The 22,320-nt window shown below is 65.3% G+C and carries 20 protein-coding genes and 1 tRNA gene; 4 read left to right on the top strand and 17 right to left on the bottom strand.

Annotated elements, in window-relative coordinates:
- Nucleotides 1–307 precede the first annotated feature (307 nt).
- On the top strand, nt 308–1,981 hold the full coding sequence (gene leuA / locus U1839_RS23720; protein ID WP_332806039.1) for a 2-isopropylmalate synthase: 1,674 nt from the start codon (nt 308–310) through the stop codon (nt 1,979–1,981).
- Between the two features lie 43 nt (nt 1,982–2,024).
- Here leuA and U1839_RS23715 read toward each other — a convergent pair whose 3' ends face one another.
- Genes U1839_RS23715 through folE form a run of 3 tightly spaced genes read right to left on the bottom strand, consistent with a single transcriptional unit; the run spans nt 2,025 to nt 3,753 of the window.
- Nucleotides 2,025–2,381, bottom strand: a complete 357-nt coding sequence (locus tag U1839_RS23715; RefSeq protein WP_332806038.1) for a dihydroneopterin aldolase — start codon at nt 2,379–2,381, stop codon at nt 2,025–2,027.
- Nucleotides 2,374–3,129 carry an SDR family oxidoreductase gene (locus U1839_RS23710; protein WP_332806037.1) on the bottom strand — a complete coding sequence of 252 codons (756 nt, stop codon included), beginning with the start codon at nt 3,127–3,129 and terminating at the stop codon, nt 2,374–2,376. The genes U1839_RS23715 and U1839_RS23710 overlap by 8 nt, the downstream gene beginning before the upstream one ends.
- A 3-nt stretch (nt 3,130–3,132) precedes the next feature.
- A complete protein-coding gene (folE, locus tag U1839_RS23705; protein WP_332806036.1) occupies nt 3,133–3,753 on the bottom strand; it encodes a GTP cyclohydrolase I FolE in 621 nt (206 codons plus the stop codon).
- 247 nt (nt 3,754–4,000) lie between these two features.
- Between folE and U1839_RS23700 the strand changes: the two genes are divergently transcribed.
- A complete protein-coding gene (locus tag U1839_RS23700; protein WP_332806035.1) occupies nt 4,001–6,664 on the top strand; it encodes a TonB-dependent receptor in 2,664 nt (887 codons plus the stop codon).
- Nucleotides 6,665–6,937: 273 nt separating this feature from the next.
- On the top strand, nt 6,938–7,201 hold the full coding sequence (locus tag U1839_RS23695) for an SWIB/MDM2 domain-containing protein (RefSeq protein WP_281124687.1): 264 nt from the start codon (nt 6,938–6,940) through the stop codon (nt 7,199–7,201).
- An 83-nt stretch (nt 7,202–7,284) separates the two neighbouring features.
- Here the strand turns inward: U1839_RS23695 and U1839_RS23690 are convergent.
- The 5 genes from U1839_RS23690 to U1839_RS23670 form a co-directional block, all read right to left on the bottom strand.
- Nucleotides 7,285–7,361: transfer RNA gene (locus tag U1839_RS23690), tRNA-Arg, on the bottom strand.
- 50 nt (nt 7,362–7,411) lie between these two features.
- A complete protein-coding gene (locus tag U1839_RS23685) occupies nt 7,412–7,882 on the bottom strand; it encodes a DUF1178 family protein (protein WP_332806034.1) in 471 nt (156 codons plus the stop codon).
- The gene (locus U1839_RS23680) at nt 7,879–8,703 is read right to left on the bottom strand and encodes a carbon-nitrogen hydrolase family protein (protein ID WP_332806033.1); all 825 of its coding nucleotides are present in this window, start codon (nt 8,701–8,703) and stop codon (nt 7,879–7,881) included. Before U1839_RS23680 ends, U1839_RS23685 begins: the two co-directional genes overlap by 4 nt.
- On the bottom strand, nt 8,700–8,957 hold the full coding sequence (grxC, locus tag U1839_RS23675) for a glutaredoxin 3 (RefSeq protein ID WP_332806032.1): 258 nt from the start codon (nt 8,955–8,957) through the stop codon (nt 8,700–8,702). Before grxC ends, U1839_RS23680 begins: the two co-directional genes overlap by 4 nt.
- Before the next feature lie 32 nt (nt 8,958–8,989).
- Nucleotides 8,990–9,724, bottom strand: coding sequence for a ComF family protein (locus U1839_RS23670; protein ID WP_332806031.1), 735 nt, complete (start codon nt 9,722–9,724; stop codon nt 8,990–8,992).
- Between the two features lie 127 nt (nt 9,725–9,851).
- On the opposite strand from U1839_RS23670, the gene U1839_RS23665 reads away from it, so the two are divergent.
- The gene (locus U1839_RS23665; RefSeq protein ID WP_332806030.1) at nt 9,852–10,700 is read left to right on the top strand and encodes a class I SAM-dependent methyltransferase; all 849 of its coding nucleotides are present in this window, start codon (nt 9,852–9,854) and stop codon (nt 10,698–10,700) included.
- Here the strand turns inward: U1839_RS23665 and U1839_RS23660 are convergent.
- The 9 genes from U1839_RS23660 to U1839_RS23620 all read right to left on the bottom strand — a co-directional run bounded on the left by U1839_RS23660 (nt 10,697) and on the right by U1839_RS23620 (nt 22,315).
- The gene (locus tag U1839_RS23660) at nt 10,697–11,467 is read right to left on the bottom strand and encodes a DUF1223 domain-containing protein (protein ID WP_332806029.1); all 771 of its coding nucleotides are present in this window, start codon (nt 11,465–11,467) and stop codon (nt 10,697–10,699) included. The genes U1839_RS23665 and U1839_RS23660 overlap by 4 nt on opposite strands.
- On the bottom strand, nt 11,467–12,429 hold the full coding sequence (locus tag U1839_RS23655) for a helix-turn-helix domain-containing protein (protein WP_332806028.1): 963 nt from the start codon (nt 12,427–12,429) through the stop codon (nt 11,467–11,469). Before U1839_RS23655 ends, U1839_RS23660 begins: the two co-directional genes overlap by 1 nt.
- Nucleotides 12,430–12,579: 150 nt before the next feature.
- On the bottom strand, nt 12,580–12,966 hold the full coding sequence (locus U1839_RS23650; RefSeq protein ID WP_281124738.1) for a response regulator: 387 nt from the start codon (nt 12,964–12,966) through the stop codon (nt 12,580–12,582).
- A gap of 66 nt (nt 12,967–13,032) precedes the next feature.
- Nucleotides 13,033–15,501 (bottom strand): ATP-binding protein, encoded by a 2,469-nt coding sequence (locus tag U1839_RS23645; protein WP_332806027.1) that lies wholly within the window; start codon nt 15,499–15,501, stop codon nt 13,033–13,035.
- A 78-nt stretch (nt 15,502–15,579) separates the two neighbouring features.
- On the bottom strand, nt 15,580–17,028 hold the full coding sequence (locus tag U1839_RS23640) for an EAL domain-containing protein (RefSeq protein WP_332806026.1): 1,449 nt from the start codon (nt 17,026–17,028) through the stop codon (nt 15,580–15,582).
- A gap of 440 nt (nt 17,029–17,468) precedes the next feature.
- The gene (locus U1839_RS23635; RefSeq protein WP_332806025.1) at nt 17,469–18,959 is read right to left on the bottom strand and encodes an efflux transporter outer membrane subunit; all 1,491 of its coding nucleotides are present in this window, start codon (nt 18,957–18,959) and stop codon (nt 17,469–17,471) included.
- Nucleotides 18,959–20,554, bottom strand: a complete 1,596-nt coding sequence (locus U1839_RS23630) for a DHA2 family efflux MFS transporter permease subunit (RefSeq protein ID WP_332806024.1) — start codon at nt 20,552–20,554, stop codon at nt 18,959–18,961. The genes U1839_RS23635 and U1839_RS23630 overlap by 1 nt, the downstream gene beginning before the upstream one ends.
- Before the next feature lies 1 nt (nt 20,555).
- The gene (locus tag U1839_RS23625; RefSeq protein ID WP_332806023.1) at nt 20,556–21,686 is read right to left on the bottom strand and encodes an HlyD family secretion protein; all 1,131 of its coding nucleotides are present in this window, start codon (nt 21,684–21,686) and stop codon (nt 20,556–20,558) included.
- Nucleotides 21,683–22,315 carry a CerR family C-terminal domain-containing protein gene (locus U1839_RS23620; protein WP_332806022.1) on the bottom strand — a complete coding sequence of 211 codons (633 nt, stop codon included), beginning with the start codon at nt 22,313–22,315 and terminating at the stop codon, nt 21,683–21,685. The genes U1839_RS23625 and U1839_RS23620 overlap by 4 nt, the downstream gene beginning before the upstream one ends.
- Between the last annotated feature and the right edge of the window lie 5 nt (nt 22,316–22,320).

Genomic DNA, 22,320 nt, shown 5'->3' with positions numbered 1-22,320 from the left:
GCTTAAGGCAGCTCCATTCTTCGTCGCTCATCAAACCACGGATCAAGGCAGCCTCCCAAAAGCCACCCTGAATCAGATACTGCCGCTATTGGGAATCCCCTTTGTCAACACGGCCTAGGTGATTTTGCGGGCTGGACATCGCCGACCCCGGCGCGCTAACGCACCGCGCATGACGCTGGCGCTTCGCCTCCCGCTGCTTCGACTTACGCGCCCTTAGGCGCGTACCCCGCTGCGCGCCGCGAGCGTGCGCGATCCGCCTAAGGGCCATCATCGACCCGAAATCTCCTCGACCAGCGAGACCAGAGCCATGCTGCGCGACCCTTCCGTCAAATACCGACCCTTTCCCCAGATCGACCTGCCCGACCGCCAATGGCCGTCGCGCACGATTTCCCAGCCGCCGCGCTGGCTTTCCACCGACCTGCGCGACGGCAACCAGGCGCTGATCGACCCGATGGACGCCGAGAAGAAGGCGCGCTTTTTCGACTTGCTCGTCAAGATCGGGCTGAAGGAAATCGAGGTCGGTTTCCCGAGTGCCGGCGCGACCGAATTCGACTTCATCGCCGGGCTGGTGAGCGGCGGGCGTATTCCCGACGATGTGACGATCCAGGTGCTGACCCAGTCGCGCCGCGACCTGATCGAAACCAGCTTCGCCTCGCTGAAGGGCGCGAAGCGGGCGATCGTCCATCTCTACAACGCCGTCTCGCCGGCGTGGCGGCGCATCGTGTTCGGGATGAGCCGCGAACAGGTCAAGGCGATCGCCATCGAAGGCGCGATGATCCTGCGCGACCAGGCCGCCGCACAGCCCGACACCGACTGGCATTTCGAATATAGCCCGGAGACCTTCTCGACCGCCGAACTCGATTTCTCGGTCGAGGTCTGCGAGGCGGTGATGGACGTGCTGCGGCCGACCCCCGACCATCCGATCATCCTCAACCTGCCGGCAACGGTCGAGGCGGCGACGCCCAATATCTATGCCGACCAGATCGAATGGTTCGGGCGGCATATCCGCAACCGCGATTCCGTGGTGATTTCGCTGCATCCGCACAACGATCGCGGCACCGGCGTGGCAGCAGCCGAACTCGGGTTGATGGCCGGCGCCGACCGCGTCGAGGGCTGCCTGCTCGGTAATGGCGAGCGCACCGGCAATTGCGACCTCGTGACGGTCGCGCTCAACATGTACACGCAAGGGCTTCACCCCAATCTCGATTTCTCGGACATCGACGAGATCGTCAATACGGTGAACTATTGCACCAATCTGCCCGTCCAACCCCGCACGCCCTATGCCGGCGAACTGGTGTTCACCGCCTTTTCCGGCAGCCATCAGGACGCGATCAAGAAGGGCTTCGCGGCGCAGGAAGAGCGCAACGACCAGCTCTGGCAGGTGCCCTATCTGCCGATCGACCCGGCCGATCTCGGCCGGTCGTACGAGGCGGTGATCCGGGTCAATTCGCAATCGGGCAAGGGCGGCGTCGCCTGGGTGATCGAGCAGGACAAGGGGCTCAAGCTTCCAAAGCGCCTGCAGGCCGAGTTCAGCCGCCACGTCCAGCAGCTCGCCGACGAGACGAGCCGCGAGCTCAACGCGGCCGATATCTGGACGCTGTTCGAGGCGACCTATCTGCCCGGGGCGAACGATCGCTTCGCGCTGCTCGATTATCATGAGAGCGGCACGGCGGGCGACCGTCTGTTCGTCGGACGCGTCGCAATCGAAGGCGGCGAGCGCTCGATCTCGGGGCGCGGCAACGGCCTGATCTCGGGCGTGATCGCGGCGCTGGGCGAAAGCACCGGGCCGTCGCTCGACGTGGTCGATTATAGCGAGCATGCGATCGGCCACGGCGCCGATGCGCGCGCGGCGGCCTATGTCGAGTGCCGTACGACCGATGGGCGGACGGTGTTCGGGGTCGGGATCGACACCGACATCGCGACGGCGTCGGTACGCGCGGTGCTTAGTGCGGCGAACCGGGCGGACACGACGCTGCCCTGAGCGCGGGCGGCACGAACAATTTCAGCGGCTTTCCGGCGAACGATCAGCGCGTACGCACGATCTCGCAGCCGACCCGGGCATCGGGAAAGATATCTGGCTTGCACGACCTGACGGTGACACGTGCGACGCGCGGGTCGGCGAGGCACAGCGCTGCAATCTCCTCGCACAGCGTTTCCTGCAGGTTGAAGTGACGCGAGGCGGCGAGAGCGCGGACGCCAGTATAGATCGCGTCATAGTCGAGCGCTTCGGCGATGTGATCCTCGGACGGTGGCGACGGATAGACGCAGTCGAGCCGGATATCGACCAGCACGCGTTGCGGTGCCTGTTCATGGGCGTGGATCCCCAGGCCCATGACCAGCGACAGCCCGTCGAGCACGAGCGCATAGCCGGCGTCAGCCATGCGCAACCTCGAACATCACGTCGCGCGCACGCGGCAGAAAACGCTGCCCGCAGTCGACGAACAGGTTCTGGCCGGTGACGCCCCTCGCCTCGAGCAGCCAGGCGACGGCACGTGCGATATCGTCGACCGCGACCGGCCGGCGCAGCAGGTTTTCGCCGGCGACCGCGTGAAATTCCGCATCGGTCTGCCCTCCGCTTGGCAAGGAAATCCCCGGCGAGACGGCGTTGACGCGAAGGCGCGGGCCGAGCGCCTGGGCCAGCATCCGGGTCGCGCCGCCGAGCGCGAACTTGGCGCAGCTATAGGAGAAGAAGTCGGGATTGGGATTGGCAAGCTTCTGGTCGAGCAGATTAACCACCGCGCCGGCGGCAAGATCGTCCTGCAATGCCAGCGCCGAGGCGAGCATCGCGGGTGCGGCGAGATTGATCCCATGATGCTCGTCGAGCGCGGCCCGTTCGACCCATGGCGGCGTATCGAAGCGAAACAGCGAGGCGTTGTTGACCAGTCCGGCCAGCGGCGCGCCGAGGGCCTGGCGCGCGGCGGCGATCAACGAAGCCGGCGTGGCGGGATCGGCCAGGTCGCCGGGCAGCGCGACCGCCCCGGGCAGCGCCCCCGCCAGCGCAAGCGCCGCCTCGGCATGTTCGTGATAATGAATGGCGACGCGCCAGCCGGTACCGGCGAGGTGGCGTGCGATCGCCGCGCCGATCCGTCGTGCCGCGCCCGTCACCAGAACCGTCCGGGTCACCGCCATCGCTCAGCGCTCCATCAGCGCGAGGACTTCCTTGCGACTGCGGTCGTCGTCGCGAAACACCCCCATCATCCGGCTGGTGACCATCGTCACGCCCGGCGTGCGTACGCCGCGCGCGGTCATGCAGGCATGGCTCGCCTCGATCACCACCGCGACGCCGAGCGGCTTGAGATTGTCCCAGATACAGTTGGCGACTTCCGCGGTCAGCCGTTCCTGCACCTGGAGGCGCCGAGCATAAGCATGGAGAACGCGTGCGAGCTTCGAGATGCCGACCACCCAGTTCGACGGCAGATAGGCGATGTGCGCCTTGCCGATGATCGGCGCCATGTGATGCTCGCAATGCGACTGGAACGGGATGTCCTTGAGGATGACGATCTCGTCATAGCCGCCGACCTCCTCGAAGATGCGCGACAGATGGTGCGCAGGATCGTCGTGATAGCCGGCGCAATATTCCTTCCACGCGCGGGCGACGCGCCTGGGTGTATCGACCAGTCCTTCGCGCGCGGGATCGTCGCCGGCCCAGCGAATCAGCGTACGGATCGCCTCGGCCACGTCGTCGGGCACCGCGGTGCCGGGCGCGTCATCGACAAGATCGCCGTTTTCCGGCCCGGCGGAACGATTTATCATCTTAGAGTCCTTTGATCGGCTGGTCGCATGACGCTACGGCATCTGCGATTGGCGCGGCAGCAGGTCGCGGCCGAATTCATGTTCGATTTCGAAACTGTCTCATTTGGGCAACAACTGTGCAACCCCGCCGATTTGCGTGGAATACGCATTGACGATAGATTCGACGACACGCTAAAAAACCATACCAATTTTACGAACGCGCTCAACCAGCAGAAGACTTGGGGGCGAGCCAGAAGGGGATGTCACGATGAAGAAATACGAGTTGCTCGCCGCGTCGGCAATCGCACTGTTCGCTGCCGTGCCGGCCATGGCGCAGACCACCCCGCCCGCTGCGCCGACGCCCGCCCCGACGGCGAGCGACGACTATAGCAGCGACGTCATCGTCACCGCGACGAAGCGCGAACAGACGCTGCAGGACGTGCCGATCTCGGTCGCCGTGACGGGTGCCGAGACGATCGAAAAGGCGCGCATCGTCGATCTGATCGATCTGCAGTCGGTCGTGCCGTCGTTGAAGGTCACCCAGTTCCAGAGCGCCGGGCAGACCAATTTTACGATTCGCGGTTTCGGCAACGGCAACGGCAATGACGGTATCGAGAGTTCGGTCGGTGTTTTCATCGACGGCGTCTATCGCTCGCGCTCGGCGGCTGCGCTCGACGATCTTCCCGAGATCGAACGCATCGAGGTGCTGCGCGGCCCGCAATCGACCCTGTTCGGCAAGAACGTGTCGGCCGGCGCGATCAACATCATCACCAAGCGCCCCGAATTCGAATGGCATGGCAAGGCCGAGGTCACGGTCGGCAATTACGGCCAGCTCAACCCCAAGGGCACGATCACCGGCCCGATCAGCGACAGCCTGGCCTTCCGCGTGTCGGGCAGCATCAACGAGCGCAACGGCTATTTCAACAATGTGGTGACCGGCCGCGACGTCAACGAGCGCAACCGCTGGTCGATCCGCGGCGACATCCTGTTCCAGCCCTCGTCGGATTTCTCGCTGCGCCTGATCGCCGACTATAACGTCATCAAAGAAGTGTGCTGCGGTGCCGAGACCGTGTTCAACGGCCCGGCGACCCAAGCGATCGGCGCGCCGGTTTCGGTGGGCGGACTCGGCAAACAGATCAACGACACCACCCGTACCTTCGAGCGCAACCTCGTCTACAATACCGATCCGACCAACCGCCTGGTTGGCAAGGGTATTTCCGGCCAGATCGATTGGAGCCTCGGCTTCGCCAAGCTGACATCGATCACTGCCTATCGCGACCAGGTCAACCAGACCACGCTCGACGTCGATTTCACCGGCGCCGACATCTCCAACCTGACCAGCGCCAACCAAATCAAGACCTTCACCCAGGAATTCCGCCTCGCCTCGGAGGGCACGGGTCCCTTCTCGTGGCTCGTCGGCGGCTTTTATCAGGACGAGAAACTCGATACCGGCCGCGACATCCTCTATGGCAAGGACGCCAGGGCCTACATCAACGCGCTGACGGGCGGCGCAGCGGGCTTGCTCGCGGGGCTCGAATCGCTTCAGGCCGCAAGCGGCGTGCCGAATGTCGTGCCCGGCAGCACCTATTTCGCCGCTGGTACCGGCATTTCCGACCATTACCACATGAACCAGCGGTCGTATTCGTTGTTCGGCCAGGCTGAATACAAAGTTACCGATCGCCTCACCTTGACCGGCGGCGTGGCCTATATGAACGATCGCAAGGCCGCCGTTTCGAACGTTGTGCTGACCGACCGCTTCTCGATGCTCAACCTTGACAACCAGGCGACGTTTGCGGGACTTCCTTTCGCAGCCCTGCCGGCTTCAATTGCAGGTTGTTTGCTGCAGAAGGGCTATAACCCGGCGTCGCGCATCGTTCCCGCCGGCCCCTATGCCGGGTTGCCGGGCGTTCCCACCAACCTGTTCGGCGCCTCGCTCGGCGCGTCGTTGCCTGGGGCAGGCTCGTCGCCTTGCCCGACATCCTTGGGCGGAACCAACCCGTTCGGGCTGAACGCTCTGCAATTCTTCTACGGCAACTCGCCGGTGCACGGTCCGGTCAATTATCCGAACGCGTCGGAATCCGGCATTCTGACCGGCGACAAGGTGACTTGGGCTGCCCGCGCGGCCTATGATCTCGGCGCAGTGAACGTCTATGTCAGCTATTCGACCGGCTGGAAGGCGGGTGCGTTCAACCTGTCATCCGACAGCCGCCCGCCGCTCAACGGCGTCGGTCGCTCGGCCGCGCCGGAGAATGTGACTGTCTATGAGGCTGGCCTCAAGGCCAAGTTCCATGGCGGCTTCTTCAACCTCGCGGTGTTCAAGCAGACCATCAAGGGATTCCAGTCGAACGCCTTCACCGGCCTGGGCTTCAATCTGGTCAACGCCGGCGCGGAGTCGGTTCGCGGCTTCGAGGTGGACGCAGCCTATCGCCCGATCCCGTGGCTCTCACTGACCGGTGCGGTGACGTATCTCGATCCGAAATATGACTCGTTCACCGGCGCGGCGTGCGTCGACTATGATACGGTGCAGTGCCCGATTAATCCGGCAACCGGCCTGCGTCCGAATTTCCGCGATCTGACCGGCAGGAAGCCGGCCGGCATCCCAACGTGGAGCGCGTCGACTTCGGCGACGATCACGCATCGCTTCGGCAATGGCTGGGGTTTCTATCTGCGCGGCGAATATGACTATACGAGCAACACGCAGCTCACCGAAACGACCCCGCCGCAATATTCGACCTGGGGCCAGAGCCAGATCAATGCCAGCTTCGCGATCCAGGACACCAACGATCAGCTCGAGCTGATGTTCTGGGCGCGCAATCTCAACAACGACAAGTTCCTGCTGGCGACCTTCCCGACGGTGGCGCAGTCGGGCAGCTATAGCGGCTATCCGAACGAGCCGCGTACCTATGGCTTCACGGTTCGCAAGAGCTTCTGATCCGCGATCAGATGGCGTGAACAGCGGCCCCCGTTCCGAATGGAACGGGGGCCGTTTTCGTTTGAGGCATACAGTCGTGCCTGCATCGCCACATTGGCGACCGTCGTGAAAATGACTCAACTTGATCGCGCCGGGCGGCTCAACCGAGGAGAAAGCAGCCCGAATGGACATTGTTAGGCGTGACAAGCGGGAAAAGGCGGCGCACAAGCGATGTGCGCTGCACGAAGGCGTAAGGCCGTCAACGGCCAGCACGATACACAGGAAGGACGATTTATGGCTACTACCCCCGCGAAGACCGGCGGCATCCACGCACCGGTTCAGCCCTCTGCCGAACTCGGCGCGATCGTCGGCAACGACCGGTTGCCGCGCAGCCAGGTGATCAGCAAGGTGTGGGAATATATCAAGGCCAACAACCTGCAGAACCCCGCCAACAAGCGCGAGATTCTCGCTGACGAGAAGCTGAAGAAGGTGTTCGGCCGGGATTCAGTGACGATGTTCGAAATGAACAAGTACATCGCCCAGCACGTCAAGGCCTGAGCGTTACGGCAGTGCGGGCTTCGGTCGATCCTTCGCCGGAGCCCGCCGCCAGCGCGCGACAGCAGTGCGCGCGTTATGAATATTGGTGCCCCCGGCGAGATTCGAACACGCGGCCTACGGTTTAGGAAACCGTCGCTCTATCCGGCTGAGCTACGGGGGCAATACGACGAGCGGTATCGCCGCCCTGCCCGCCGGTCAATCGCCTCGCGGTCAGTTTAGCGCGTCCGGCGGCACGACCGGCACGAGCAACGGCGCAACCGGGACACCCTCTTCGATCAGCGCCTCAACCTCCGCCCGCGTGGCCTGGCCATGAATGGGCGCGACATCGGCCTCACCGCTGTGCATCGCGCGCGCGCGATCGACAAACGCGCGACCGACCCATTCGGATTTTTCGAGCATCTTCGCCTGCATCGCGGCGATCGCCTGCATCGCCGCCTTGATCGCCGCGGGCGACGGCGCATCGCTGGATGGTGTTGCGGCCGTCGGCATCACGGCGGGGACCTGCCGCGCATTGCCCTTGGCGGCGACGTTGGGCGCCATCAGGGCCTTGACCACGTCGCTGTCGCCGCAGACCGGGCAGACCAGCAGGCCACGCTCCCGCTGCTCTTCATAGGCGCTGCTCGAGGCGAACCACGCCTCGAAGACATGCGCGCCGCTGCAACGCAGATCGAACACGATCATTGCGTCTGCACCACCGGCGGGATCGCGCGGCGATGCGCCAGCACGGGGATACGTGCGCGCACGTCACCGACGCGTGCCTGATCGATCTCGGCAAAGCCCAGGCCGGGCGCCTCACCCATATCGATCACCACCGCGCCCCACGGATCGACGACCAGCGAATGGCCGTAGGTCGCGCGCCCATCGGCATGCTCGCCGGTCTGCGCTGCCGCGACGACCCAGGCGGCGGACTCGATCGCGCGGGCACGCATCAGGACATGCCAGTGCGCGGCGCCGGTCGGGCGGGTAAAGGCGGCAGGAACGGCAAGGATCGTCGCGCCGGCGTCGCTCAGCGCGCCATAGAGCGCCGGGAAACGCAGATCGTAGCAGATCGACAGGCCGAGCATGCCGGCCGGCGTATCGACGACCACCGCCCCCTGCCCCGGCGCATAGGCAGCGGATTCGCGCCAGCTCTCCCCGGTCGGCAGGTCGACGTCGAACAGATGAAGCTTGTCGTAGCGGGCACGGATCGCACCATCGGCATCGATGACGAAACCGCGATTGGCCAGCCGACCATCGGGACCGCAGACGGCAAGCGAGCCGAGATGAACCCATATGCCGTGCATGGCCGCCGCCGCGCGGACGGCCGCGAGCACGGGATCGTCGCCCTCATCGTGCAGCGACGCCGCAGCGCGCGCGCGGTCGCGATCGAGCAAGCCGGACATCTCCGGGGTAAACAGCACTGCCGCACCGGCCGCCGCCGCCTCGGCGACGCCGGCAACGAGGGCGCGCGCGTTCGCTGCCGGGTCGATGCCGGTCGTCATCTGAAGCACGGCGATCTTCATGCCGCGAGCAATGCGTCCAGCTTGCCGTCCCGATCGAGCGCGGCGAGATCGTCCGAGCCACCGACATGCTGCCCGTCGATGAAGATCTGCGGCACGGTGGTACGGCCATTGGCGCGCTCGAGCATTTCGCCGCGCCTGGGCCCGCCCATCGTGATATCAAACTCGTCGACCGCGACGCCCTTGCCGGCGAGGAGGTTCATCGCCCGCGAACAATAGGGGCAGAATGCTTTGGTGTAGATTTCGACCTTGGCCATGACGCTACAGGTGTGGATACAGACCGCGCTTGTCAATCACCGGCCTCACCCGGCAGCACGCGCGCCCAGCATAAAATCGTCACCCGCGCGGCGCCGGCGCGCAACAGGATCCGCGTACAGGCGTCGCTCGTCGCGCCGCTGGTATGGATATCGTCGACCAGCACGACATGGCGCCCGCGCAGATTTTCGCGCCGCGCCGGATCGATCGCAAACACGCCGGAAACCGCGCGGGCGCGGGCGCGCGACCCCATCGCGCGTAGTGGCGCGGTCGCCCGGACGCGGCGGAGGACGAAGGGATCGTGGCTTATATTGCCGATCCGCGCGAGCGATGCGGCAATCAGCGCCGCCTGGTTGAAGCCGCGCGACCATAGCCGCCAGCGATGCAACGGCACCGGCACGAGCAGATCGGCATCGTCGGGCAGCAGGCGCGCCATCTGGCGCGCCACCGTCTTGGCAAAGGCGGTGCGACCGCCATATTTCAGCCGCAGCGCGACGGTGCGCGCGACATCGCCATAGGCGACCGCGGCGCGGATGCCGGCATGGCGCGGCGGCCTGGCCGCGCAGGCGGCACAGCAGGCGCCGGGGCCAAGATCATAGGCGAAGGGGACGTGACAGGTCGCGCACCAGGGCGGCGCGAGAAAGCGCATCCCGTCCCAGCAGGCGACGCAGAAGCGATGATCGTCCGAGGTTACGGCGCCGCAACCCGGGCAGCGCGGCGGCAGCGCCAGGTCGGCGGCAAGGCGCAACGGAGCAACGAGGCGGCGCATCACGGACACCGGCAATCGATAGCGCGACCGGCGCGAAGGGCAAAGTCACCGATGGCCCCGTACGATCCCGCGCGGCAACCCCGCGCCGGCCTTGCCGTGCGCGCGCCGCGGCGGCACAAGCCGCGCCATGAGCAATGTCGAGATCTTCGATCGCGCCGCGCGACGCCTGCGCCGCGACCGCGCCCAGCCGCGTTTCGCCGAGCATGATTTCCTGCGCGCGGCGATGCTTGACGGAATCGCCGACCGGCTGGCCAGCGTGACGCGTTCGTTCGAGCATGTGCTCGACCTCGGCAGCTATGACGGCAGCTTCGTTCCGCCCGCCGGCGCTACGATAACCCGCAGCGATGCCGGCGCGCGCTTCGCCGCCGCGGCGGGGGGCATCCAGGCCGATGAGGACCAGCCATGCTTTGCCGACGCTTCGTTCGATCTCGTCGTGTCGGCCGGGGTGCTCGACAGCGTCAACGATCTGCCCGGCGCGCTCGCGCTGGTACGGCGGGCATTGCGGCCCGATGGCCTGTTCCTCGCCGCCTTTACCGGCGCTGGCAGCCTCGCGACGCTCCGCGCGGTATTGCGCGACGCCGAGGGTGAGCGGCCGGCAGCGCGGCTGCATCCGCAAATCGATGTGCGGTCGGCCGGGGACCTGCTGGTCCGCGCCGGCTTTGCGCTGCCGGTGGCCGATGTCGAGACGTTGACGGTGCGCTATGCCGGGCTCGGGCGCCTGCTCGGCGACCTGCGCGGCATGGGCGTGAGCAATGTGCTGCGCGACCGCCGCCCGCTACGGCGCGACGTTCTCGCGCGCGCCGCCCTGGCCTTTGCCGATCGCGCCGACCCCGATGGCCGCACCGCCGAGCGGTTCGATATCGTCTATCTCACCGGCTGGGCACCCGCACCGAGCCAGCCCCAGCCGGCGCGGCGCGGCAGCGCGACGGCGTCGCTCGCCGCCGCGCTTGCACCGCCCGACAACCGCACGACCTAGATTCGCGCGGCGGCGATGATCGGGCCGCCCTTGCCCTGCTGGACGAGAATTGCGCTGCGATAGATCGGGTCGCCCGCCGGCAAGGCGAACGACGCGGGGCGTCCATGCCAGTCGCCGAGTGCGGTGAGCGAGCGGACGATATTGCGGTGGTCGAGCGTGCGCCCGTCATTCTCGCCGGCGCGGATCGGCACGGCGAGATTGCGCGGATCATAGCGCACCAGCCACACTGTTGCGTCGGCGGAAGCCGGCGCCGCGCCGATGGTGACGTGGCCACTGTCGGCGGCAATCTCCGGCCCCGCGGTTGCACGGGCATTGGCGGTAATCGCGGCGGCGAGCGTCGCGGCATTGCTCCCCACCACGGCGGCACGGCCGTTGATGATCACCTGCGGTGTCGATACCTGCGCGCGCCCCGCGGCCTGAGCATAGGCCCATTGCCGCGCCGTGTAATCGGGCGACGCAAAACTGTCTTTCCAGCCGAGATAATCCCAATAGGTCACCGCAAAGTTGAGCGCGAGGATACCGGGTCGATCGGTGATCGCGTTGACATTGGCATTTGCCGGCGGACAGCTGGAACAGCCCTGGCTCTGATAAAGTTCGACGACGGTCGGGCGAGCGGCGTCGAGCGGCGTTGCCGGCACCGCGGCGACCGTCGACGTCCGGGCGACCGCGACCGCCGGCGAACCGGACTGGAACGACCGCGCGGCAAGGGCAACACCGCCCATCGCCGCCAACAAACTGACGCCGATGGTCAGACGATTCGTCGACATCATTGCACGTGCGCTCCCGTTGCCGATCCGGCTCCGTTGGGCCTGGCAACCGCCACGCGGCGATATCCGCTGGGATCAGCGCCATAGGCGGCACTGAACGCGCGGCTGAAATGGCTGCGGCTGGCGAAACCGACGCTGGCGGCGATGACCTTGACCGGCAGGCGAGTCGCGGCGAGCAACTCGGCGGCGTGATGCAACCGGGTGCGCGCGACGAACGCCATCGGACTCATCGCGAGATTGTTGGAAAATTCGCGCGCAAAGGCCGAGCGGCTCATGCCGGCGACACGCGCCAGGCTGGCGACGCTGTGCGCCGCCGCCGGCCGGTCGAGAACGCTGGTCACTGCCTTGCCCAGCCGCGGATCACGCAACGAACTGAGGACGCTCGAGCCCTGCCCCTCGCTGGCGAAATGGCGACGCAACAGCACGACGAGACACGCTTTCATCAGCGCGCCCGTCAGCGCTCGGGCACCCAACGCTTCGCCGCCAATCTCGTCCAGCATTGTGGCGTAGCTTTGCCGGACCATCGCGAGATCGCTGAGATCCTCCACGAGCGGCTGTTTGACCGCGTCGAGCAAGCCGAACGACCCGGAAATGTTGGCGGCAATCAGACCGCACAGCACGCGGACATCGCCCACACCGCCCTCCGCAGCGTCGAACAACAGCAGACCGCTGCGCGTCGGCGTGCAGTTGTCGGCGGCACGCACGTCGATCGCCGGGGCAGTGTCGGCCGCCATAACCTGATGAAGTCCCGCCGGAACGACGATGATGCTGCCCGGGCCACAGCGCACTTCGGGGCCGTCACCGACCGTCAGGTGCAAAGTACCCGTAAGCACGTAGTGGACCTCAACGGCCGCGCTCGCCCCGCCGATCAGTCGAAGGCCGCGCCGCACTTCACATATCGCAAACGCGCCGACCGCAACGTCCATCGTGGTCAACAAGCGATCGAGGATTACATCTGACAAGGAACGCTCCACACGGCTTGATCGCCATATGGTTACTTCGCCCTGGAACCGGAAGTGGTTACATCCGCATCGGATACAGTTGTTTACGTTGTGAGACGATAAGGCACCGACGAGGCGCGAGAGCGTACGACATCCAGCCCCCGCCGGGCCTCAGTCGATCATCCCGGCACCCGGCTTGGCGAGCATGCGGCCGATCGCATCGAACAGCGAATCCATCGCCACCGGTTTGAACATCACTTCGTCGGCGCCCGCCGCGAGGCACCGATCCCGCAGGTCGACTGCGGTATCGGCCGTCACGATGATGACCGGCAGGTCTGCCTTCGCATCGCCGCGCGCACGAATGCGACGCAGCGCCTCGAATCCGTCCATCCCCGGCATGCGCAGATCGAGCAGGACGATATTGAAATCATGCTCGTCGATCAGCTTGAGGCCGATCTCGGCGCTCTCCGCTCCCGTCATCACCGCACCGGCAACGTCGAGCATGTCGCCGACGACCCGCCGATTCATCGGATCATCCTCAATGAAAAGGATATTCACGGCCATAGCACCTTAGGGCGGGCGGCATGAAGTGCGTTCCTCTGCTCGTGATGTCGCATTATCGGATCAAGCCGCCTGTGTGGCAAGATGGTTCGGTGCTTTATCGTCGCACGTCTTAGCGGGATAAAGCGCGGCTGCAAGCGCCGGACCCGCGATCGGCTTGGCAATGACGCGCGCCATCCCCGCAGCGGCCAGCGCCGCGCGCTGCGCATCGTCGAGACCCGCCCACAAAATCGCCATGCCCGCACCGGCATTTTCGGCGGCACGCACCAGCGCGCCCAAGGCAGCGGCAAGATCTTCGGCGGTCTTGGCTGTCGCGTCATCGACCAGGACGAACGCGATGCCGCCCGCCGCGACGCGTTCGCTCGCCTCATCGAGCGAACCGGCAAAGAGCACGTTGCCGGCGCGCGGCGCGAGAATCGCCCGCAACATGGCGCGGCTGATCGGGTTGCGATCGACGATCAGCAGCGCGCCATCCCCGCTTTCCGTCGCGACGACTTCGCCGACCGGTGCATCGACGCGCATCAGCGGCAATGTCAGGGTGAAGGTCGCGCCTTGCCCTTCCGCGCTGTCGACGGTGACCTCCCCTTTCATGGCGCGGGCGAGGTTGCGGCAGATCGACAGGCCGAGACCGGTGCCCCCGAACTTCCGGGTCGTGCCGCCATCGGCCTGACGAAAGGACTCGAAGATCAACTCATGCTTGTCGGGCGATATGCCGATGCCGGTATCCCCGACGGCGATGGTGAGGAGCGGACCTGCCGGTCCGACGGCTTCGCCCGCGCGCAAGGTGACCGACCCCGAATCGGTGAATTTGAGTGCGTTGGACAGCAGATTGAAGGCAACCTGCCGCAACCGCGCCGAGTCTCCGGCGATCCACTGCGGGCATGCGGCGAGATCGAGCTCGAAGACCAGCCCCTTGGCCTGTGCCTGTTCCTGCCACATCCGCGAAAGGTCTGTCAGCGTTGCGCGCAGATCGAACGGCGCCTCTTCCAGGGTGAGATTGCCGGTTTCCATCTTGGCGACGTCGAGAATGTCGTCGACCAGCGCGCGCATTGTGACGCCGGCACTATGAACCACGCCAATGCGGTCGCGTATCGTCTCACCAAGCGCGCGATCGGCCAGCATTACCTGGGTCATGCCAAGTATACCGTTGAGCGGGGTGCGTATTTCGTGGCTTGTCGTGGCGAGGAACTCGGTCTTGGCCGCCAGAGCCTTGCCCAACGCACTGTTGGTAGTGGCGAGATCGACGTTCGCGGCACGTACTTCGTTGCGGCTGCGGCGGATCGTGACGAGGCCAAAGCCGAGCATGGTGACGATTACCACCGTGACGACGCCAAGACCGACGAAAATGAACAATTGGGTCTGCGCGCGGGTGCGCTCGAACTCGGCCTTGCGCCGCTCTTCGTCACGCTGCAGCTTCGTGATCTTGAGTTCCTGATTGGCAAAGTCGAAGCGCGATGCCGCAAGCGCGGTGTTAGCCGAGGCAGCGAGTTCGGACGTTTTGTCGTCGAACTTTTTGAACGCCTCAAGATGGATCAGCGCCTTCTTCTCGTCGCCCAGTTTGCGATAGATGGCATAAGCAGTTTCATGCCCCTCCCGCGTGCTAAGGCTACTGTCGTCGCTATGGGCGAAGCTGCGCTCGATCAAGGTGCGGGCCTTTTGCAGGTCACCACGCTGGAACGCCGCCTGTGCAGCAATACCCCAGAATTGCTCGGTCGCCGCCGCAGCCTCGCCGCCGCCACGACCGACAGCGAATCCCTGCGCTATCGTCTGCTCGGCGGCATCGAGATGCCCGGACTTGATCTGCGAGCGCGCAATGTTGCTCAGCACGCGTGCAATAAGTACCGGATTCTTCATGGTTCGCGCGAGCGCTAACGCCTCGCGGAACTGCGCCTCAGCCTCGGCGTAGCGGCCGATTTCTTTCAGCGCATTGCCACGATTATTGTATATCTGCTGCAGCAATTGCGGCTCGCCATGATAGACGTCGCGTACTTGATCATAATATTTGAGGGCGTTGGTCCAATCTTTCGCCTCCTGATACAGCAGTGCGATGTAGAGCAGCGCGACGGCGCGGCTCCGAGTTTCGCCGATATCGCGGAAGATGTTGTGCGCGCGCTGATAGTCGTCGAGCGCGGCGGCGACATCTGTAATCGCGGTGTGATAGCCGCCGAGCGACAGCAGGATATCGCCATTGAGCTTGGTTGGGGAGCGCGCACCTGCGACTGCCGCGAGCGCTTGCTGGATCAGCGGGCCGGCATGAATCTTGTCATCGAGCCGCAGATACGCTTCGCCCTGCAGCCACTGGGTCGTCGCGATCGCTGCCGCACGCTGCGCGGCGGGCAGGCGCTCGGCAACCACGCGCGCTGCCTGGGCCTTGGCAATGGTTTGATGCGGATCGACCAGCATCGCCGCCTTGGCATCGTCGATCATCGCCTTGAAGCTCGCGGCGCTCACAACAGGGGTTGCCGGCGCGGCCGTGCAAGGGGTCGCACCGATTCCGCCCGTCAGCAGCAGCACCGCCACCAGCGATGCCAATTTCCGGGAATATGAAAAGCGGCCCATCGCCGTTACCCTGCACCCCGATACGTTAAGGCCGCGCTAAACACGGTTCGATCAGGCGCTTTTCCAGAAGCTGGCCGGCCGGGCGAACATCGTTTTGGCCTGTTCCTCGGGCGTGGCCGCCTTGTCCGCCGCGAGAAAGTGGCGAAACGCATCGATCGAAAGCGGGCGGCTGAGCAGATAGCCCTGGACCATATCGCACCCCATGACGGTCAGCAGTGCCATCGCCGCCTGGGTCTCGACGCCTTCCGCCGTGACTTCCATGTCGAGCGCATGCGCCAGGTCGATGGTCGAGCGGACGATCAGCGGATCGCGGTTGCTGCTGGTCAGCTGCAGCACGAACATCTTGTCGATCTTCAGTTCGCGCGCGGGAAGTTGCTTGAGATAGGCGAGCGACGACAGCCCGGCGCCATAATCGTCGATCGCGATCGTGATGCCGACATCGGCAAAGGTCTTGAGGTTTGCAATCGCGCTCTGCGGATCCCGAATTACCGCGGTTTCGGTAATTTCGAAGCCGATCTTCGCGCCGCTTTCCCGGACCTTCGCGCACGCTTGCTTCACGAAGCGTGCGTCGCCGAGCAATTGGCCCGAAATATTGATGAACACGGTCAATTGGTGGCCATCGGCCGCCAGCAGGCGCTGATCCTCGATCACCTTGTCGAGCGTCCAGAGCGTCAGCGCACAGATCTCGCGCGCCTCCTCGGCGACGGTGATGAAATCGCCCGGCAGGATCAGCCCCCGCTCGGGATGTTGCCATCTGACGAGCGCCTCCGCGCTCGAGATTTCCTGGCGGCGGACATGCACCTTGGGCTGGTACTGCAGGAACATCTGTCCCTGCGAAATCGCGTTGTTGAGCTCGCGCGTCAGCGTGCGACGGTCGAATGCGGGTGCGCCGATCGACAGGTCGCGCACGACGGGATGCCGTTCCGCCCGGGCGAGATCGAGCGCGCTCTCGGCTTCCTCGATGAGGCGCACTTCCTCGGTATTGCCGCGGGGTGCCGCGGCACCACCGATCAACAATTCTATCCGGTGCGGTTCGCCGTCGAGATCGAGGACGGGTTCGAACAGCGCCATGATCGCACCCGTCAGCGCCTCGAGATCGGAGAGCGCGTCGCCGTCCACCAGGACTTCAAGCTGGGTTCTACCAACTTCGCAAATGCGGACGGATGGGAAGGCTGCCAGGATTCGATCGCTGACATCGACGACCAGCATATCGGCGCGCGCAACGCCGACGTGGCGACGCAGCGCGACGAAATTGGCAATCTCGATCAGGCCGAGAAACTGCCATGATTTTACGGCCGGTGGCAGCGAAGCGAGATCGTCCAGTGTGATGGCGCCGCCGGGCGACGCCAGACTCGTGGCATCGATCGCGCCGAACGAAACTTCGGCGCTCTCACGACGCCAGGCACCCCGTACCGGGGCAAGCGTGGTCGAAGCGAGCCATCGGCCGGAAAGCCTGCTCGCCGACACCGGCATACCGAACTTCTGTGCTGACTGGCCCATCACCTTCAGGGGCTAGCACGCGACATTGAACGAACCCTTAAGCCGCCGTGATCGCACGCGAAACGGCCCCGCAATGCGGTTGCTTTATCCTTAACTTTCAATTAATAAACGACGGCACTCTCACGGGTGCGACAAGGGAGAAAGCGAATGCTTCGTTTCATTCTTGCGCTCATCTACGGCGACAACATCCGCCCCTGGTAAGCGCTCCGATCGGCCCGATATGCCGGCATTTTTCTTGATTTTTGAGAGATTTGCCGGCACGTCGGGTCGATACCTTCCCCGTCTTCAAAGACCCTGAAATTGCCGCGGCGAACGCACGGCATAGCGTTGAGACTGGGGCACCGTCCCGATTCGGGATTCTGGTGATAAGTGGCGACGTTTCGCAATTTTTTCGCGAACTTTTTTACACATGGGCGATCACGCTCGATCGTCGCATCAGGTCATCGTTGCGTTGGACCGCTGCGCGCCTCGCGCCAACCGCCACCCATTGCCTTGAAGAGCGATGCGGTATCCTGCCGCAACTGCGCGTCGCTGGCGGCGAGCTGTTCACGGGCGACGAGCAACTGGGTCTCCGCGTTGAGCACACTGTCCTGTGCGACCAGCCCGGTGCGATACTGCGCGTCGATCGCCTGGGCGACGCGGCCGGCATCCTCCACTGCCTGACGCAGCGTTGCGTTGCGTTGCCGTTCCCGATCGAGCCGAACCAGCGAATCCTCGACATCGCGCAAGGCACCGAGAACGGTCTGCTGGTAACGTGCATAGGCCTGGACGCGATCCTCCTTGCGCATGCCGACGGTTGCCTTGCGCCGTCCCCAATCCAGCAGCGGAAAGCTGATGCCGGCGCTGGCCGATGCCTGGACGCTGCCCGTCGAAACGAGATTGCCGAGCGACATCGAAAGAAGTTGGGCGACACCCGTGAGGCTGATCTTCGGATAGAGATCGGCAACCGCCACGCCGATATCCGCCGTCGCCGCGGCGAGCTGACGCTCCGCTGCACGAATGTCCGGCCGACGGCGCAACAACGCCGAGGGCAAATCGGGAGGTACGATCGGTATCGCCGAAGGCGCGACATGGGGCGCTTGCAACGCGCTGGGCAGGCTTTCAGGCGCCACGCCCAGCAAGATGGCAAGCGCGTGCAGGCGGACCTGCGCATCGGCGCGAACCGGCTGCAATCTTGCTTCGAGCGTGGTCAGCGCGCCACGCTGGCGCGGAACGTCGACCCCCGGCGAGAGCCCGACCTGTGCGACATGCGCAGCGATTTCCTGCGCGCGGCGCTGCCGCGTCAGCTCCTGCTCGCCGAGCGCCAGTTGATCCTGATCGAGCCGCAGGGAAAAATAGGCTTGTGCAACCTCGGCGGCGAGCGTCACCGCCGCGTCGTCGAGGCTCCAGTTCGCTGCCTCGGCCCGTGCCGATGCCGCCTCCACGCCGCGGCGCTCGCCGCCGAACAGATCGATCTCCCAGCTGGCATCGAAGCCCACGGCATAGGTCGTGATGCCGCTGCCCGGCAGGGCGACGCCACCGCTTGACCCGCTTCCCGACCCCGAGCCGCTTCCGCCCGAAAAGAGCCGTGCGAGCGACGAGAAGCCGGCATTCTTGCTGAACTCGACATGACTCGCGTTGGCGCTGGCATCAACCGTTGGCTTACCGACCGCACCGGCGGCGATCTCCTGGAGCCGCGCCTGGCGCACGCGTGACGCCGCGATGGCGATGTCGGGATTGTCTTTGAGCGCGCGCGTGACGAGCCCGTCGAGCACCGGGTCGCCGAACGCCGTCCACCACTGTGCGGGGTCGATCGCCGTGCCGGACGCGACTGCGGGCTGCGGCCCGGCGAATGCCGGCGGGACTGCCATTTCGGGCGGCGCGTAATTCGGCCCGACGGTGCACGCAGTGGCGAACAAGGCGGCAAAGGGGGCGGCGAGGCTCTTGCGCATCAATGCATCATTCCCTGTTCCTTGCCGCCACCTCTTGGCGGGCGCATCAGCAGCACGAGCGGCGTCACGACCAGCACGACGATCATCAGCGAGCGGAACACGTCGAGAAACGACAGCATCGCCGCCTGGCGCTGGACCTGACCATAAAGCACAGCGAGCGGCGTCGTCTGGTCCCCCGCCCCGCCAAAGGCATCGGATGCCTTGCCGATCCAGTCATTGTAGTTCGGGTCGATCGGGCTGAGCTTCTCGACCAGTGACGCCTGGTTGCGCTGCAGCGAACTGGCGAACATCGTCTGCGCCGTCGATATCCCGATCGTCCCGCCGAGATTGCGCGCCACGTTGAGCAGGCTCGACGCCTGCGCCGTCTTGTTCTGCGCCAGGCCAACATAGGCCACCGCGTTGATCGGCACGAACAGGAAGGGCAGCGCCATCGCCTGATAGAGCCGAGCGAGCGCGGCGTCCTGAAAGGTGATGTCGGGCGTCAGATGCGACATGTTCCACAGCGCGATCGCCTGGATGAGCAGCGCGGGAATCAGCAACAGCCGCGGATCGACCTTGCCGGTCAGGCGTCCCGCAAAAGGCACGGCGACGAGCGTCGCGATACCGCCCGCGGTCAAGGCGAGACCCGCCTGAAACGAGGAATAGCCGAGCACCTGCTGCAACATCTGCGGAATGAGCTGGGTCGTGCTGAACATGATCATGCCGACCACGCCCATCACCAGCAGCGTCAGCGAGAAATTCCGGTTTTTCAGCAACCGCAGGTCGATCACCGGATCCTTGTGGTTGAGTTCCCAGAAGACGAGCGCGATCAGCGACGACGCGGAAATCGCGGCCGTCGCGACGATGAAGCCGCTGGCGAACCAGTCCTCGCGCTCGCCGCGGTCGAGCGTCAGTTCGAAAAAGCCGAGGCCAAGCGCGACCAGCAGCACGCCGATATAATCGATGCGCAGGCCGCCCGCGAGCTTCTCGGCGCGGTCCTGCTTCACACGCTCGGGCTCGTCGACGAAGATTTCGGCGAGGATGAAGGCGGCGATACCCACCGGCACGTTGATCAGGAAGACCCAGTGCCAGCTCGCCATCTCGGTGATGTAGCCGCCCAGCGTCGGCCCGAGCACTGGCCCCACCACGACGACGATGGCAAAGGCGGCAAAGGCCATGCCGCGCTGTTGCGGCGGAAAGGTATCGGCCAGCATTGATTGCTCGACCGGCGCGAGGCCCCCGCCGCCGATACCCTGAAAGACCCGGGCGATGACCAGCGTCGAAAGATCGGGTGCGAGGCCGCACATCAGCGACGACAGCGTGAACAGCGCGATCGAGATGAGGAAGTAGCGCTTCCGCCCGATCGCGTCGCTGAGCCAACCCGAAATCGGGATGATGATCGCATTGGCGACGAGATAGCTGGTCAGGACCCACGTCGCCTGGTCGGTGCTGATCGACAGGCCGCCGGCAATATGATCGAGCGAGACGTTGGCAATCGAGGTGTCGAGCACCTCCATGAAGGTCGGGATACTGATCAGCGCGACGATCAGCCACGGACTATAGGATCCGGCGGCGGACCGCTCGCCGTTCCACGGCGCCACGGCGGCGCTCGCCACCTCAGCGCCCCCCGAGCTTCACCGTCGGGACGACCGACATGCCGGGGCCGATCGGATATTTGCGCGGATCGGGTCCGCCCTTCACGTCGAACTCGATACGCACCGGGACACGCTGCACGACCTTGACGTAATTGCCGGTGGCGTTTTGCGGCGGCAGCAGTGCGAAGGCCTGGCCGGCGCCGCGCTGGATGGAATCGACATGGCCCTTGAAAGCGACGTCGGGATAGGCGTCGACCTTGATCGTCACCGCGTCGCCGATGCGCATGTGGCGCAACTGCGTTTCCTTGAAATTGGCCGTGACCCAGACATGATCGGGGATGATCGCCATCAACTGCGTGCCCGGGCCGACGAACGAACCGACATTGACCTGGCGGTTGACGACCTGCCCGGCGATCGGCGCGGTCAGCCGGTTGTCGCCCAGCGTGACTTGCGCCTGGCGCACTTGCGCCTGGCGCGCAGCGATCAGCGCCTGCGATGCCCCGATCTGTCGCCGCGCCACTATGATCTGGGCCTCGGCGCTGTCGACCTGGCGCCGCGCCGCCATCGCCTCCGCGGCCGCCGACCGCGCCTGCGCCCGTGCTTCGTCGAGCTTTTGCGCGGCGATGGCGCTGGGATCGAGGCGATGCAGCGCCTCGTAGCGCGCGAGATCCTGGACTGCCTTGATCGACGTCGCGAGCGGCGCGCGAGCCTGCGCCGCCGCCTGATCGCGCGTCGCCTGCGCGGCAACGATCTGCGCGCGTGCCTGGTCCAGCTGTGCCTGGGCCTGGGCGCTATTGGCACCCGCCTCGGTGACACGCGCTTCGGTGCCGGCGGCATCGATCACGGCGAGCAGCTGACCGGGCTCGACATGCCGGTTGTCGGCATCGGCGACGAAGCGCAGCGTTCCGGCGACCGTCGGCGCAATACGCACGATATGCGCATCGACAAACGCATCGTCGGTCGATTCATATTGCTGTTCGTGCAGATAATAGAGCGTGCCGCTGATCGCGATGGCCGCGATCACCGTGACGAGGATGATCCAGAATAGTGGCTTGCTGAAGATCGAAGGCTTGCCCGCGCCTTTGCCATCTGCTTCCGACCCGGCGTCGACCGCATTGCCCGAGGATGACGGGGTGTCCTGATTGTCGCTCATTGCGGCTCCTGCTCGGCGGTCAGCGTATCGAGGGTTGCGTCGATGTTCGTCGCCACCCGCGCCTTGATGGCGCGGATGTCCGCAGCGTCGAAATCACTGCTCTGCAACAGCTTGAGGCATGAGGCGCGCGAGGCGCGCAACACGATCACCTGGCCGAGCAAGGTTATGCTCGCGACGCGTGCCACCTTCGCGTCGCGCCGTCCGGTGGCGACGCGCACCAGGGCGACGATGCGCTCCATCATGCGGCCCATCATGCCGCTCCAGATCCGCTCGAAGGCCGCCGTCGGGTTGATCTGCTCACGGACGATGAACAGCGACCACAGCGCACTCTGGTCGCCGATCATCTTGTCGATGAAGCGATCGATGATGTGATGGATCATGCGCCGCGCCTCGTCCGGGCGCGGCTCGCCGACATCATCGAGGATCGGGTCGCCGATCATGTCGCGCCCCATATGTTCAGCAATATGATCGGCGACGGCGAGGTACAGCCCCTCCTTGCCGCCATAATGATAGGTGATCGACGACATCACGGTCCCCGCGGCGGCGGCGATTTCACGCGTGCTCGCGCCCTCCAGCCCCTTCAGGCTGAATTCGCGCGCCGCAATGTCGAGAAGCCGCTGCTGAACCACGGGCG

This window comes from Parasphingomonas halimpatiens (genome assembly GCF_036663795.1).
Lineage (GTDB): Bacteria > Pseudomonadota > Alphaproteobacteria > Sphingomonadales > Sphingomonadaceae > Sphingomonas.
The sequence above is the reverse complement of the archived record's forward strand: the minus strand, read 5'-3'. Positions and strand labels throughout refer to the sequence as shown.

Bases quoted from the DNA above. Each gene is read 5' to 3' on its own strand.
- U1839_RS23695 (WP_281124687.1), top strand. From the start codon at position 6,938: ATGGCTACTACCCCCGCGAAGACCGGCGGCATCCACGCACCGGTTCAG.
- U1839_RS23625 (WP_332806023.1), bottom strand. From the start codon at position 21,686: ATGAGCGACAATCAGGACACCCCGTCATCCTCGGGCAATGCGGTCGAC.
- U1839_RS23710 (WP_332806037.1), bottom strand. From the start codon at position 3,129: ATGGCGGTGACCCGGACGGTTCTGGTGACGGGCGCGGCACGACGGATC.
- U1839_RS23665 (WP_332806030.1), top strand. From the start codon at position 9,852: ATGAGCAATGTCGAGATCTTCGATCGCGCCGCGCGACGCCTGCGCCGC.
- folE (WP_332806036.1), bottom strand. From the start codon at position 3,753: ATGATAAATCGTTCCGCCGGGCCGGAAAACGGCGATCTTGTCGATGAC.
- U1839_RS23685 (WP_332806034.1), bottom strand. From the start codon at position 7,882: ATGATCGTGTTCGATCTGCGTTGCAGCGGCGCGCATGTCTTCGAGGCG.
- U1839_RS23635 (WP_332806025.1), bottom strand. From the start codon at position 18,959: ATGCGCAAGAGCCTCGCCGCCCCCTTTGCCGCCTTGTTCGCCACTGCG.
- U1839_RS23660 (WP_332806029.1), bottom strand. From the start codon at position 11,467: ATGTCGACGAATCGTCTGACCATCGGCGTCAGTTTGTTGGCGGCGATG.
- leuA (WP_332806039.1), top strand. From the start codon at position 308: ATGCTGCGCGACCCTTCCGTCAAATACCGACCCTTTCCCCAGATCGAC.
- U1839_RS23640 (WP_332806026.1), bottom strand. From the start codon at position 17,028: ATGGGCCAGTCAGCACAGAAGTTCGGTATGCCGGTGTCGGCGAGCAGG.
- U1839_RS23670 (WP_332806031.1), bottom strand. From the start codon at position 9,724: ATGCGCCGCCTCGTTGCTCCGTTGCGCCTTGCCGCCGACCTGGCGCTG.
- U1839_RS23700 (WP_332806035.1), top strand. From the start codon at position 4,001: ATGAAGAAATACGAGTTGCTCGCCGCGTCGGCAATCGCACTGTTCGCT.
- U1839_RS23680 (WP_332806033.1), bottom strand. From the start codon at position 8,703: ATGAAGATCGCCGTGCTTCAGATGACGACCGGCATCGACCCGGCAGCG.
- U1839_RS23715 (WP_332806038.1), bottom strand. From the start codon at position 2,381: ATGGCTGACGCCGGCTATGCGCTCGTGCTCGACGGGCTGTCGCTGGTC.
- grxC (WP_332806032.1), bottom strand. From the start codon at position 8,957: ATGGCCAAGGTCGAAATCTACACCAAAGCATTCTGCCCCTATTGTTCG.